Genomic DNA, 13,160 nt, shown 5'->3' with positions numbered 1-13,160 from the left:
GGCTTCCGTTCAAATCTGCAAAGGATGGTGCCAAAGCATTTATTTCTTTTGTTCTGAACTGTCGCTTTTTAATCCTGTAACAGATCTGAATAGCTGTGTGTTCATGCTGCCCTGGACAATATCCTCAAGGAAGAATTGTTCGATTAGCTTTTTATATTCTTCATCTTCAAACATCTTCCTGTTTTGAAGCTCCATTTCAGCAAGACCTTCATATTTGGAAAGAAAAGCATAGGTATGGTCTTGTCCTGAAATGGGCGATAATAGCTCAACCTCATGCTGATAATTCTCGTTTCGGTAGCTTTGGATCATTCTCACGTTTTTTAACGCTTCAACAAAATTGTCCTGCTTCACTTCAAATGTCTGGTAAACGAAAACTGACATAATAATCCCCTTCCCAAGAGTTTTCAGAATGTGTTATTTATCCTCTTCGCTTCTTACATCCGGTCTTACAGGTGTTAAATCCTCGGAAACTTCAGTATTATAGCGAAGGTTTCCTTGGTTAATAGTGCCTTTTTCATTACTTGCTTCTGTCATATTTCTAAGCAAATATAAGTGGAATAGATATTCAAATAATGCGACTCCAAGAGCTGCGGCTATTGACATTGCAATAAGATTATCACCATTGGTTAGAATTGAACTCAAAAACCAAATGAGCAAAAAAGCCAATCCAAAGTCGGCTGCCGTTGCGATCATATTGCTGCTCCTTGGGAGTATCACCATATCACCAAGGATATAAGCTGTAATGCCCAGAATGGCTGTTATAATAAATACATTTACAAAGCTCATTCCAAAGAATAATCCGAGAATGATATATAAGAGAACAAGACTTGCGAGAAATTTTAGAGCCAATGCCTTGAAATGCTGCATAATCTCCCTCCTTTAATTGTTAGTTTGTTTATAAGCACAAAAATTATTCCCATATATAGCTGTACATCAATTTAAGAAAAAGATTCCTTTTATTGATTTAATTTTCTAGTGTGAAGGTGATGGGCAAAGTGAAATAGATCAAAGGGGCAAATGTCCCTGAATAATTATTAGGAGGCTGTTAATATGCATACAACTCAACATGGAGTACAGCAGGCAAATCAAGCCAGGCAGCTAGCTCAGCAGCTGATTCAGCAGACACAGCAAGGAAGCCAGCAATATCGTATGATGCTGTAGCAGGAACAGCAGAACATTCAGATGCTTGAGCAGATTCTTCAGCGTGAAAAGCAGGCTGCCCAATTAATTGAACAAAGCCTGCAAAGCCATGACTTAGCCATTCAGCGATGCCAGGAAGTCGTACACATTTGCAATCAAATGCAGGGACAGCTTACTGGGCAAGAAATGGCTGGAGGAAGTCTTTCAGCAATGCAGCAGCCTTTTAATAGCCAGAGCCAATTTCAGACTGGTTCTCAATTCAACTATGCAGGAACTTTCCGCCAGCAATAGTTGAGTACAAAAAAACAGCCCGATTGATTCGGGCTGTTAAAACGGTATGTTAAACCATTACTTTGCAAATATCATTCGTAAACTCAACAGGATCACTGATCGGAAGGCCTTCTATCAGCAAAGCCTGGTTATATAGGAGGTTTGTATACAGATTTAATTTGTCTTTATCGTTTTCTAAAGCATTTTTTAAGGCTTGGAAGACTTCATGGTTTGAATTGATTTCCAAAACCTTATTTGCTTTTACGTCTTGATTATCCGGCATGCTGCTAAGGACTTTTTCCATTTCAATGGTAACTTCTCCATCAGCTGTCAGGCAAACCGGGTGGCTTTTAAGCCTTTTGGAAATTCGTACATCCGTCACTTTTCCTGACAAAATTTCTTTCATGCTGCTGAACAATTCCTTATGTTCTTTTTCTTCTGATTCGGATACCTTTTCATCCTCATTCTCTATGCCGAGATCGCCGCTTGATACAGACTTGAATTCCTTGTCTTTATAGGTCATAAGCATCTTAATGGCAAACTCGTCAATATCTTCTGTAAAATATAGTATTTCATAACCCTTGTCAGCCAAAAGTTCAGTTTGTGGTAGTTTTTCTATTCTTTCATGTGACTCTCCTGCTGCGTAATAAATATATTTCTGGTCATCCTTCATCCTTGATATATATTCATCAAGTGATGCCAGTTTCTTTTCTTTTGAAGAATAGAACATCAATAAATCCTGGAGCATTTCTTTATGGGTTCCGAAATCGCTGTATACACCATATTTTAATTGTCTTCCAAACGACTTATAAAATTTTTCATATTTTTCCCGCTCATTCTTCATCAGGCTTTGAAGTTCGTTTCTTATCTTTTTGCTGATGTTTTTAGCAATGAGCTTCAGCTGCCGATCATGCTGGAGCATTTCTCTTGAAATGTTAAGTGATAAATCTTCAGAGTCCACCATCCCCTTTACAAAACTGAAATAATCTGGAAGAAGGTCTCCGCACTTATTCATAATTAATACGCCATTTGAATAAAGCTCCAGGCCTTTTTCATATTCCTTTGAATAATAATCAAATGGAATATTCTCAGGAATATATAAAATTGCATTATAGCGGATTGTGCCATCCACATGAATATGGATATGCTTTACCGGCTTGTCAAAGCCATAATGCTTCTCCTGATAAAATTTTTCATAATCTTCGTCTGTCAGTTCACTTTTATTTTTCCGCCAAATCGGAACCATGCTATTGATGGTCTGCTCTTCGGTGCTTTCTTTATATTCATTCTCAGCACCTTCTATTGGTTCTTTGATTGCTGCATCCATCTTAATTGGATAGCGGATGAAGTCTGAGTATTTCTTTATGATCGATTTTAAGCGGTACTCTTCGAGGTATTCATCAAAGCTTTCATCTTCCGTATTTTCTTTTATTTTAAGGATAATATCAGTACCGACTGCCTCTTTTTCACATGGCGTAATCGTATATCCTTCCGCCCCATGTGATTCCCATTTGTACGCCTGCTCACTGCCAAGGGCTTTGCTGATCACAGTTACAACGTCAGCGACCATGAATGCCGCATAAAATCCTACTCCGAATTGGCCAATAATATCATGGCCATCTTTAATCTCCTGTTCTTTCTTAAAAGCGAGAGAACCGCTTTTAGCAATGATGCCAAGGTTATTTTCCAGCTCTTCCTTTGTCATTCCAATGCCAGTATCTTTGATTGTTAATGTTCTGTTTCCCTTATCAGGAACGACCTTTATGTAGTAACTCTCTTTGTCAAACGTTAAGGAATCGTCTGTAAGTGCTTTATAGTAGATCTTATCGATCGCATCGCTGCTGTTGGAAATAAGCTCCCTCAGGAACACCTCTCTTTGAGAGTAAATGGAGTTGATCATCATTTCCAATAATCTCTTGGATTCTGCCTTAAACTGTCTCGTTTCCATGTTAGTCTCTCCCCTTTCAAATTTTCATTACATTAGCACTTAAACCTTAAGAGTGCTAAACAATATTTAAATATCATATTAGTCAATTTGTGTCAATCAGCATGAACTGACTTTCGTTCTAAATGATTTCTTCTGCACATTCAACAAGATTGTGTATTGTCTCTTTTAATTGCCTCGACAGCTGTTCTGGAGTCCATTTCGCTCTCTGATTGTCCAGATCTGATTGTATTAGCATCATCATCCAAACCGAAAAAACAGCTGAAAACACATAATATTCCTGTTTGAACTTCTCCCTGTCTGGAGCAGAAATTTGAATTTCTTTACAATAACAGTCCAGAATCATATTTCGCATAGTATGGTTATTAGGCTTAGGGAAATCCGGATGTGAAATATCGATTAAATGAAACAAATCCCAAAAAGGTGTGTTCATGTGGCAATGTTCCCAGTCCAGAACCACCGTCTTATCGCCCGCATACCCATAATTCCCCTGGTGCAAATCCCCATGGCAAAGAACTTTCACAGTGGAAAAGGGTTTACTGGTAAATGCGCTGAAAATTTTATTGCCTAAACGATCTGAAATATTATGTAACTTGAAAATAGAAAACACTTTCTCTTTGTTCTGCAGGATTTGGTCTGCCATCTCCTCAATAGGCGGTTTAGGACCTTTCAGCTGTGCATGGGAAAACCGCTCAGCGGGCAGAGAGTGCCATTTGGCCATTAATGCAGTTAGTTCCAGTGCAATATTTGAATCAAATGTATGTGTAATGGTGCCAAGGTCTTCTAAAATAATCCAATTATCGCTTAGTTTGTTTTGGACGGAGTACGACAGGATTTTTGGAAACTTTAGCGGGAGTTCTGACAGTACATTTTCAAAAATCCACACTTCTTTTCCCAGCTGAGTATTGTTTGTCAGAGGTTTGAAAATAAAGCTTTTTGACGCATCAATAAAAAAACGCTCGACAAACCGGCCGTTCGCTCCCTGATATAAGTTCTCTCTTCTTAAAATGTAACGGTCATTTAGAGTCCCGTTTTCAGTCACAATATTAGTAAACAAGCTGGAGCTCCCCCTTAATAGGCATCCTATCTCCACAATATATATCAATCTGCTTTAAAAAAATACTGCTTTTTTCACTGCACAAAAAAAGTATCCTGCGCAAGGATACTTTTTAGAGCAAACTGAATTCATAGCCTTTATTTCGGATCTCAGCAATTAAAGCAGGGAGAGCTTCAACAGTCTGGGTTAATTCATGCAAAAGAATGATCGCTCCCTCTTCCAGGTTCTCTATGACGTTTGCGATAATTTGTTCAGGCTGTTCTTTTAGCTCCCAGTCCATTGCCGAGATTCTCCACATGATGGTTGATAGCCCAAGCTGTTTGGCTGCGGCTATAGTGTGTTCATTGTACTGCCCAAATGGGGGCCGAAATAGCTTCACTTCCTGGCCGATGATCGACTCAATCTTAGTTTTGCTGCTGCTGAGATCCTGGACTTGTTCATGTGGACTCAAATTAACATAATTGGAATGCTTTGAAGAGTGGGTACCTATCTGATGACCTTCTTCTATGACTCTTTTCCACGGACGCTGAGGGTATAAAAGCCTGGATTGCCAGAAGAATACAGCTGGAATATTCTCTTTCTTCAAGATATCCAATATTTCCGGAAGAACTCTACCGGGTCCATCATCAAAGGTCAACACCACTGTTTTCTTCGATGCATGGCCCTCATTAAATAGTTTGATATCAGGGTCATTCGAAACGTACACGACGTTCGAGCTATCCACAACTCATGGACAATTGGCCATTTCCTCTGCCTCCTTTTTTAAGTAGAACGGATATATGATTTCTCGCCATAACTTTCTGCATCATATGTAAATACATACATATCGTCTGTAAACTGCTCTGGTTTATCATCAAAAACGACTTCCCCATCTTTTAAAGCGATAATGCGGGTTGCATATCGTTTAGCTAACTGAACATCATGGACATTAATAATGGTTTGAAGCTTATGCCGCTCATGCATCTCCTGAAGCAAGCTGAATATCCGGTCTGAAGTTCCAGGATCCAGGCTTGCAACAGGCTCGTCGCCTAGAAGGAAACTTGGATTTTGAAGGAGAGCCCTTGCAATGCCAACTCTCTGTTTTTGCCCTCCGCTAAGATGCTCGACCCTGCGATCGGCAAAATCGGCTAAGCCCACCTCTGCAATGACTTGTTTAGCCTGTGCCTTTTCTTCATCTGTGAACCATCCAATAAGATTCTTGAAGCTGCTCCTGAAGCCGAACATGCCTGTCAGAACATTTTGCAGTACAGTCAATCGGGGAATTAGATTAAAATGCTGAAAGATCATTCCCATCTCCCTGCGGATTTTTCGAAGCTGTTCATCACTCAGTGCAGAAAAGGATTGGCCATCCCAGATGATTTCCCCGGATGATGGTGTCTGCAAGCCGTTTAAACAGCGGATCAAAGTGGATTTTCCAGCACCGCTTTTACCTAACACACAAACAAAATCACCAGGATGAATGGTCAGGTTTATAGAATTCAGGGCATTATGCTTCATGCCGGGATAACGGACTGTTATATTTCGAATCTCAAGCATTTCAGGCCTCCTTTATATCACTCGGTTCCTAACATAGCTTCCGAAAAGATCCACAAGAACAACGATGATCATTATAACCAGTACATCGAGCGAAACTGAACTGTACTGGAATGTTTTAAAATCATTAAAAAGTCTCTGGCCAATACCTCCACCGCCAATAAACCCCAATATAAGAGAAGTTCGAATGGCAACCTCAAACCGGTAGAAGTAATTCGACAATACATTTGGCCATATTTGAGGCAGGATGCTGAACAGGGAAGCAAACCAGCTTTTAGCACCAACTGCTTTCATGGCCTCCTGCGGGCCGGGATCGGATGCTTCAATGAGTTCTGAGATCAGTTTTCCCAGAACCCCAATATTATGAAACATAATGGCCAGGACAGCAGGAAAAGGACCAAGTCCAAGAGCCGTAAGAAGAATCAGACCGAAAACAATTTCAGGGATGGAACGGACAAAGCTGAGGCTGACTCTGGTTAAATGGTAAATAAGTTTAGAGCCGGACGTGTTTTTGGCTGCCATAAAGCTTAAGGGGAGTCCGATGATAAGCCCGAAAAAGCTTCCCAAAAAAGCCATGGCCAATGTTTCCAGACTGTCTTCAAGTATCTTTGGAAGAAGAGAAAAATCCATCGGGAACCAATGGGACAGAAAGTCAATCATATTGCGGAAGTCTTTGAATTTCGATAAATCGAATTCCGTTAGCCTCATGCTAAGATAAACGAATAAAGCCAACACGAAATATGTTAATATGCTGCGTTTTTTAAACCACAATCTTATCAGCCCTATTCTTTAATAAGTCCCTCTTTTAGGGCAGCCTGGCGGATGCTTTCATAATCTTCATTGCTTGCCTCTGTAAATCCGCTTGCCCCGAAAGCATCCAGAATTTCCGGGTCTTCAATCGCCAGAAATGCTTCTTTTAATGCTTTAATCGTTTCTTCATCGGTGTTCTCATGTACAGCCCATGGGTACTGAAAAAGCTTTTCTGATTTCCAGATCGTTTTAATCTGATCTCCATCTACTTTTCCTGAATCCACTAATTGATTGTAAATGGCGCTGTCGATCGCACCTGCATCAACCTGCTTATTTTGAACTGCCAATGCAGTAGCATCATGCGAGCCTGTAAATCTGACGGACTTAAAGCTGTGGTCGTCCTCTGATTTGTAAACTTCGCGGTCCTTCAATTCAATGGATGGGATTAGAGATCCTGAAGTTGAATTGATATCACCGAAAGCAAAGTCAGATTCACTGCTGTTTTTCAGTAAATCTTCAAGTGAATTCCATGGATTGTCTTTATGTGTGATGATATATGAATAATAGAATGGCTCTCCATCAATCAGCTGTGTAATGATGGCTTTTGCGCCGCTCTTCTCATGTGCAACAACATATGTTAACGGGCCGAAATAAGCCATATCAATTTTATCGTAGTTCATGGCTTCCACTACCCCGTTATAATCCGGATATACTTCGACAGCTACATCCCTATCGAGTTTTTCAGATAAAGTGGACTGAAGTTTCTCCATGGCAGCTTCCATGGATCCCTCTGTTTGAACTGGAATGACCCCAATGGTGAACGTTTCTTTCGATTGTTCTTTTCCGTTTCCGTCTGTGTTATCTGTTTCATTTCCGCCGCATGCTGACAAAAGCATCAGTGAAAAGATAGTTATGAGCATTAAGAATTTTTTCATGTTTGCACTTCCTTGTTTTTGATTTTGGCTCTATTGCTACAAAATGTCGGTTAGCTTGTGAATATTGTTCGTTGATCTTTGGCTGCATGCACGCAGCGAACCCGCGGGGAGAGATGAGATCCTCTTCGGCTACGCCTGCGCCTCTCACTTCCCTGGCTTCCCGCAGGACATTGAATAAACTTCCCTGAATCAACACCGCACGAAGAAATGCGGATGCATTTTCGAGGATCAAATGCCCTCCGCTACAATCAACTCTATTGTTAGATTTAGTTGCAAGTAAAAACTCTAACGAAAACAGCCTTAATTTTGTAAAGGTAAAAAAGGACTCTTTTCGAGTCCTTTTTTCAGATAACAGTAATCTTTCCAGGATTCTGATCTGTGACAGTCCCAATGATGGAAGCCCATTCTACTCCTTTTACCTTAAGATCTTTAAGGAGCAATTCAGCTTCTGTTTCAGGAACGGTTATTAAAAGTCCCCCTGAAGTGATGGCATCACAAAGGATCACCTGGTCCACATCATCAATATTTTCATATTGAATTCGGCCGGACAGCCATTTATGATTCTTTTTGGAGCCTCCAGGAATAATATTCTGTTCAGCAAGCTCTCTTGTTTTTGGAAGGATTGGAACGGCTTTGCTTTCAATGGTAATGCCTGTGCCGCTTCCTTCCGCAATCTCCATTGCGTGGCCTAGAAGGCCAAAACCGGTAATGTCTGTACAGGCATTGACCTGGTAGTTATCCATAGCTTCAGCTGCGTCTTTATTTAAGGCAGCCATGACTTCCATTACACGGTCAATTCCTTCCTGATCCAGCATATCCCTTTTAATCGCTTGAGTAAGAATGCCCACGCCAATCGGCTTGGTTAAAATCAGTTTGTCACCAGGTTTGGCTCCTGCATTTGTTCTAACTCGTTCAGGATGTACTGTTCCAGTCACAGATAAACCGAATTTTGGCTCCTGGTCATCAATGGAGTGCCCTCCAACTAAAACAGCACCGGATTCTCTAACTTTATCTGATGCGCCAGCCAGAATGTCTGCAAGGATGTTTTTATCCAATTTGCTGATTGGAAAACCTACAATATTCATAACGGTTATCGGCTTTCCGCCCATAGCGTAAATATCGCTAAGTGAATTGGCTGCGGCAATCTGCCCGAACATATACGGGTCATCCACGATAGGAGTAAAGAAATCAAGTGTCTGCACCAGGGCAGTTTCATCATTTATTTTATATACACCTGCATCATCAGAAGTATCCAGTCCTACTAAAAGGTTGGGGTCAGGTACAGACTTTGGCAAATGACGCAGAACCTGCGCCAGGTCTTCAGGACCAATTTTGCATCCTCAGCCGCCTTTTGTAGATAAAGAAGTTAGTTTTATGATTTCTTCTCTCGACATATTTCTCTCTCCTTGCCTATGATTATTTACTTGGGACTTTTCTAAAATGGTTTTGTACATTTTTTGAAGTGTTTTAGCTTCATATTCTGAAGAATGGCTGCATTCAACATAGAATTTGGCAGCACGCCCCAATTTTATCCTCAACTCGTAATTATTCACTAGTTTGTCTGCATAATCAAGAAATTCGACCGGATTTGTATAGATTAAACCGGTTTCCTGATGGTCAATGATATTTCGATTTCCCAGGTTATTGGCTGCAAGTACTGGAAGGCAATATCCCATTGCTTCTAAAATAGCAGCAGGCTGGCCTTCAGAATGGGATGTATTCAATACGGCATCAGCTTGCCTGTATAGTTCCCCCATATGATGATGGGGGATTTGACCAAGATATTGAATCCACTCTTTATTCTCTTCTGCAAGGGACTTTACAATATACCCCTCTTCTTCTTCAATAATAGGGCCCGCCAGCCAAAGTCGTATCTCAGGATTTTTTTCGTAAATGATTTTAAGCTTTTCTATGGCAAAAGGAATATTTTTCACCTTGCGGATCCCTGCCGGCAGCAAAAATAAAAAAGTGCCAGGTTCTTTCTTATAATCACCTCCAGGTTCAGGAAATATTACAGTGCCCTGATGGATAACGCTGATTTTATCTCTTGCTTCGGGAAGTTCTTTTGAGAGTACCAGCTTGGCTTCATCATCAAATACGTGTATAGCTTCGGCATGGAGGATGGTTTCCGAAACAACGGCTTTTTTTTCCGGATCATAAAGATCGATATTTAAGTCCGTCCCTGTCATGGTTACGACATATCTTTCAGGCCTTTTAGCAAGCCTTTTAATAAATTGGCCAAACCTGTAAGCGTTAAAGCCATGCACAATATCAGCTTTTGGCAGGTAGGTGAATTCGTAATCGTTTGTGATATTAATGATTTTAGTCTCGATGCCAAGCTTATTAAGTCCATCAGAAATACGCTGAACGGTAACCGTATTTCCTCTTGCCTGGTGAAAATTTGGGCTTGCCAGTATTACTTTCATCCTTTCATCCTTCACAATTATATTTGCACTATCTTCGTTTTAATTAAAGTTTGCATCAATTATTGCAGGAATATTTCATCCTGTCCATTAATTGTATTTCAGCTAGCTGTTCTTTTAATTATGACAGTAAAAAAGCCTGTTTCTAAGGCAAGAAACAGGCCGGATTCTTCTATTGGTTTCCGAATTCTTCTACAAGTTCTCTGAATTTCCGAAGTGAGTTTTCAATTGGATATGGGGAAGTCAGATCCACTCCGGTTTTCTTTAACAGCTCAAGCGGATAATCGGAACTTCCGCTTTTTAAGAACTCAAGATAGCTTTGCAGCGTTTCTTTGTCCCCTTCAAGAATTTTCGCTGCCAAATGAATGGCAGACGCAAATCCGGTAGCGTACTTATAAACATAAAATGGACGGTAAAAATGAGGGATCCTAGCCCAGCCGAATTTTACCTCTTCATCAAAGACTATTTCATCCCCATTATATTCGCGGAATAAGCGTTCATAGATTCCGCTGAAAACTTCAGCGTTAAGCGGTTCTCCCTTTTCAGCTAATTCGTGCGTTTTTATCTCAAATTCAGCAAACATGACTTGAGTGAAGAAGGTTCCTTTAAACTGATCAATAAAATGATTAAGGAGATGCCTGCGGACTTGTTTATCCTTTTCCCTGTTCAGCAAATAATTAATCAGCAGCACTTCGTTTACTGTTGAAGCCACTTCCGCTACAAAGATGCTATATCGGGCGGTAATCTGCGGCTGGTGCTGAGAGCTCAGCTTACTGTGGACACCATGTCCGCATTCATGTGCAAGTGTGAAAAGGCTGTCCAGATCATCCCGGTGATTCAGGAGGATATAGGGATGAACGCCGTAGATGCCCAGGTTATACGCCCCTGACCGCTTCCCTGGAGTTTCCCGCACATCAATATAGCGCCCTGACTTAAACTCCTTGAGAATATTAATATAATCCTCTCCAAGAGGCTCCAATGCTTTACACATCGTTTCATAAGCTTCTTCATATGATATATCAGGTTTTACACCCTCTGCTAATGGAACACTCAAATCATATTGCCTCAGCTCGTCAAGGCCTAACTGTTTCTTGCGGATCCTGGTATACTGATGCATTGCCCCGATATTTTTTTTAGTGGTCTCAATAAGATTTACATATACTTCCTTGGGCACCTTATCTCCAAATAATCCTTTTTCAAGGGCTGAAGGATAATTCCGGATTTTGGCCATGCTCACATTGTTTTTTATCGCAGCAGAAAGGGTGGAAGCAATGGAATTCTTTAGCTGCACATAAGGCTGGTAATAGGCCCTATACGCTTCTTTTCTCTTTTCCCGGTCTTCCTCTTCCATAATTTTTGCATACATGCCGCGTGTCAGTTCAACCTTTTCGCCATCGTCTTTTGTTACATCGCCAAACTTTATATCAGCATTATTCATCATTCCAAATGTATGACTTGGAACCGAAAGTGCTTCGCCAAGGCGGGACAGAATTTCTTCCTGGTCCTTATTAAGGACATGAGGCTTATAGCGGAAAGATTCGAGCAGATCTTCCTCAAAGTATTTCAAGCCCTTTTCCTCAGCAATATAGCTTTTTAGGGTTTCTTCATCCAGACTTAAAAGAAAAGGCATAAAAAAAGAAGTGGAAGAACTGATTTTAACGCCTAATTGCTTTGCCCTGTCCACAAAAGCCTGTGAATCAGACACCCGTGTGTCTTCATCTGTTTTTAGCATCGCATATGCATATAGCTTATTAAATATGTAAGAAAGTTTTTCTTTTTGCTCAAGATATTGATACAGGGAATAACCATCTTGAATCTGCCCATCAAAGGTCTTCAGCTTATCAGCTAATTGTTCAATCCTCTGGTAATCTTCCTCCCATTTTTCCAAACTGGAATAAATGTCTTCCAGATTCCATTTTTCATTTAGCGGAACATCATTTCTGTTTTTGTATGTCTTCATCTTATAGCCTCCTTTACAGCAAAACTGTCATTCATTTATTAACTATATTCAAAAGTTATCGGAAAAACCCTTCCTCATTTTTGATTTTATCATGAACGGCCATTAAAATAATCTTGAAAGGATGTGGACGGATTGGCAATAACTCTGCCTCATATTGAAGACTCAAACAATACGGTATATTTTCCTCCAGTGGGGAAATTTGAAACGTTTCAGGATGATGCTCATTATGAAGAGAAAGTCAGGGAATGGGGCTTATCAACTACAAGGGAAGTTAAGAAGGAATTCTGGTATAAAGAAAAATCACAGCAGCGGCTTGTAACTGTGAAAGGTTATCAGGCATACGGTGAGTCTGATGATTATTATACAATCATAATCGAATTTCAGGACGGAAATCTGAGCTGCATACACCCGGCTTATCTTAAAGAGATGCAGTCGCCAAGCTTTGGAAAAGCATTGACTGCTGGTTTCTCTGCTCCTTCTGAAAAGGAAGCACCTAAAAAAGACAGTGAGAAGTCTGAAGACGTTACTAAGAATCCGTCTGAAAACAGCAATAAGACAAAGCCTTCAGCAAAAAAAGCCAAGAAGGAAAAACAGCCTGCATTGGAACTGCCAGCAGAAAAGGCCCACTTTACTGCTAAAGTAAAACAATTTGCCTTGAGCTGGAACCATTTCAATGAAGAAAATGATGAAGTCATCGTCTTAGAAGATGTTGTCATTGAAGAGAATGAACCGATTGAAGTGGGACTTGGCTGGTGCTCCCACTCAAAAACGCTGAAGAAATTCGAACTTAAGCCAGGGGAAAGCCTTGAATTTGATGGGAAAATTGTTAAAAAGAAACTGCCTAAAGGGAAAGACTGTGACGAGGAATTCATTGTAGAAGAAGCAGTGACATATAAGATTAATAATCCTTCAAAAATCAAAAAAAGCTAAGAGTGGACGCTCTTAGCTTTCAGTTTGTAGACAAATAGAGTTCGGAATAGTCTCATTCCGAACTCTTTTTTTGATTTTTTGTAGGACTTCAAGTAATTACAGAGAATTGCAGACCTCTCCGAGGTTATCATTTAGGCCATTTCTGGACCTTGCCAAGTCCAGTTGGCCATTTTCTTCAAATTCATGGCAGCGAAAGTAAGCATCGCCTGCATCGACA

At 40.4% G+C, this 13,160-nt stretch carries 11 protein-coding genes and 2 pseudogenes; 2 read left to right on the top strand and 11 right to left on the bottom strand.

From position 1 onward, the window contains the following. Positions 1-39: 39 nt before the first annotated feature. Positions 40-381: a hypothetical protein gene (locus tag NR125_RS00065; RefSeq protein WP_009334648.1), complete on the bottom strand. Its 342-nt coding sequence runs from the start codon at positions 379-381 to the stop codon at positions 40-42. 33 nt (positions 382-414) lie between these two features. Further along, positions 415-867 carry a YndM family protein gene (locus tag NR125_RS00060; protein ID WP_256814575.1) on the bottom strand — a complete coding sequence of 151 codons (453 nt, stop codon included), beginning with the start codon at positions 865-867 and terminating at the stop codon, positions 415-417. Between the two features lie 183 nt (positions 868-1,050). Here NR125_RS00060 and NR125_RS00055 point away from each other — a divergent pair. Next, a pseudogene (locus NR125_RS00055) lies at positions 1,051-1,431 on the top strand (hypothetical protein). A 49-nt stretch (positions 1,432-1,480) separates the two neighbouring features. Here the strand turns inward: NR125_RS00055 and htpG are convergent. The 9 genes and pseudogenes from htpG to pepF form a co-directional block, all read right to left on the bottom strand. Then, positions 1,481-3,358, bottom strand: coding sequence for a molecular chaperone HtpG (htpG, locus tag NR125_RS00050; protein WP_192908583.1), 1,878 nt, complete (start codon positions 3,356-3,358; stop codon positions 1,481-1,483). Positions 3,359-3,476: 118 nt separating this feature from the next. Continuing rightward, positions 3,477-4,412 carry a phosphotransferase gene (locus NR125_RS00045; protein ID WP_009334644.1) on the bottom strand — a complete coding sequence of 312 codons (936 nt, stop codon included), beginning with the start codon at positions 4,410-4,412 and terminating at the stop codon, positions 3,477-3,479. A 112-nt stretch (positions 4,413-4,524) separates the two neighbouring features. Next, positions 4,525-5,136, bottom strand: coding sequence for a polysaccharide deacetylase family protein (locus NR125_RS00040; protein WP_256814573.1), 612 nt, complete (start codon positions 5,134-5,136; stop codon positions 4,525-4,527). A gap of 38 nt (positions 5,137-5,174) precedes the next feature. Beyond that, positions 5,175-5,948, bottom strand: a complete 774-nt coding sequence (gene phnC, locus NR125_RS00035; protein ID WP_009334642.1) for a phosphonate ABC transporter ATP-binding protein — start codon at positions 5,946-5,948, stop codon at positions 5,175-5,177. 12 nt (positions 5,949-5,960) lie between these two features. Beyond that, the gene (gene phnE / locus NR125_RS00030; RefSeq protein WP_034297068.1) at positions 5,961-6,716 is read right to left on the bottom strand and encodes a phosphonate ABC transporter, permease protein PhnE; all 756 of its coding nucleotides are present in this window, start codon (positions 6,714-6,716) and stop codon (positions 5,961-5,963) included. Between the two features lie 11 nt (positions 6,717-6,727). Beyond that, on the bottom strand, positions 6,728-7,630 hold the full coding sequence (phnD, locus tag NR125_RS00025) for a phosphate/phosphite/phosphonate ABC transporter substrate-binding protein (protein WP_009334640.1): 903 nt from the start codon (positions 7,628-7,630) through the stop codon (positions 6,728-6,730). A gap of 344 nt (positions 7,631-7,974) precedes the next feature. Further along, positions 7,975-9,024 (bottom strand): selenide, water dikinase SelD, encoded by a 1,050-nt coding sequence (selD, locus tag NR125_RS00020; RefSeq protein ID WP_226280773.1) that lies wholly within the window; start codon positions 9,022-9,024, stop codon positions 7,975-7,977. 78 nt (positions 9,025-9,102) lie between these two features. Then, positions 9,103-9,819 (bottom strand): annotated as a pseudogene (locus tag NR125_RS00015) (glycosyltransferase); the annotation flags it as partial. 406 nt (positions 9,820-10,225) lie between these two features. After that, positions 10,226-12,013: an oligoendopeptidase F gene (gene pepF, locus NR125_RS00010; protein WP_256814570.1), complete on the bottom strand. Its 1,788-nt coding sequence runs from the start codon at positions 12,011-12,013 to the stop codon at positions 10,226-10,228. Between the two features lie 132 nt (positions 12,014-12,145). Between pepF and NR125_RS00005 the strand changes: the two genes are divergently transcribed. Further along, positions 12,146-12,943: a hypothetical protein gene (locus NR125_RS00005; RefSeq protein ID WP_019379952.1), complete on the top strand. Its 798-nt coding sequence runs from the start codon at positions 12,146-12,148 to the stop codon at positions 12,941-12,943. Positions 12,944-13,160 lie beyond the last annotated feature (217 nt).

The sequence above is a fragment of the Cytobacillus sp. Bac17 genome (genome assembly GCF_024519925.1).
Lineage (GTDB): Bacteria > Bacillota > Bacilli > Bacillales > Cytobacillaceae > Cytobacillus > Cytobacillus pseudoceanisediminis.
Note: the sequence above shows the minus strand (reverse complement) of the source record. Positions and strands in the feature narration are given on the sequence as shown.

Bases quoted from the DNA above. Each gene is read 5' to 3' on its own strand.
- NR125_RS00060 (WP_256814575.1), bottom strand. From the start codon at position 867: ATGCAGCATTTCAAGGCATTGGCTCTAAAATTTCTCGCAAGTCTTGTT.
- phnD (WP_009334640.1), bottom strand. From the start codon at position 7,630: ATGAAAAAATTCTTAATGCTCATAACTATCTTTTCACTGATGCTTTTG.
- NR125_RS00065 (WP_009334648.1), bottom strand. From the start codon at position 381: ATGTCAGTTTTCGTTTACCAGACATTTGAAGTGAAGCAGGACAATTTT.
- pepF (WP_256814570.1), bottom strand. From the start codon at position 12,013: ATGAAGACATACAAAAACAGAAATGATGTTCCGCTAAATGAAAAATGG.
- phnC (WP_009334642.1), bottom strand. From the start codon at position 5,948: ATGCTTGAGATTCGAAATATAACAGTCCGTTATCCCGGCATGAAGCAT.
- htpG (WP_192908583.1), bottom strand. From the start codon at position 3,358: ATGGAAACGAGACAGTTTAAGGCAGAATCCAAGAGATTATTGGAAATG.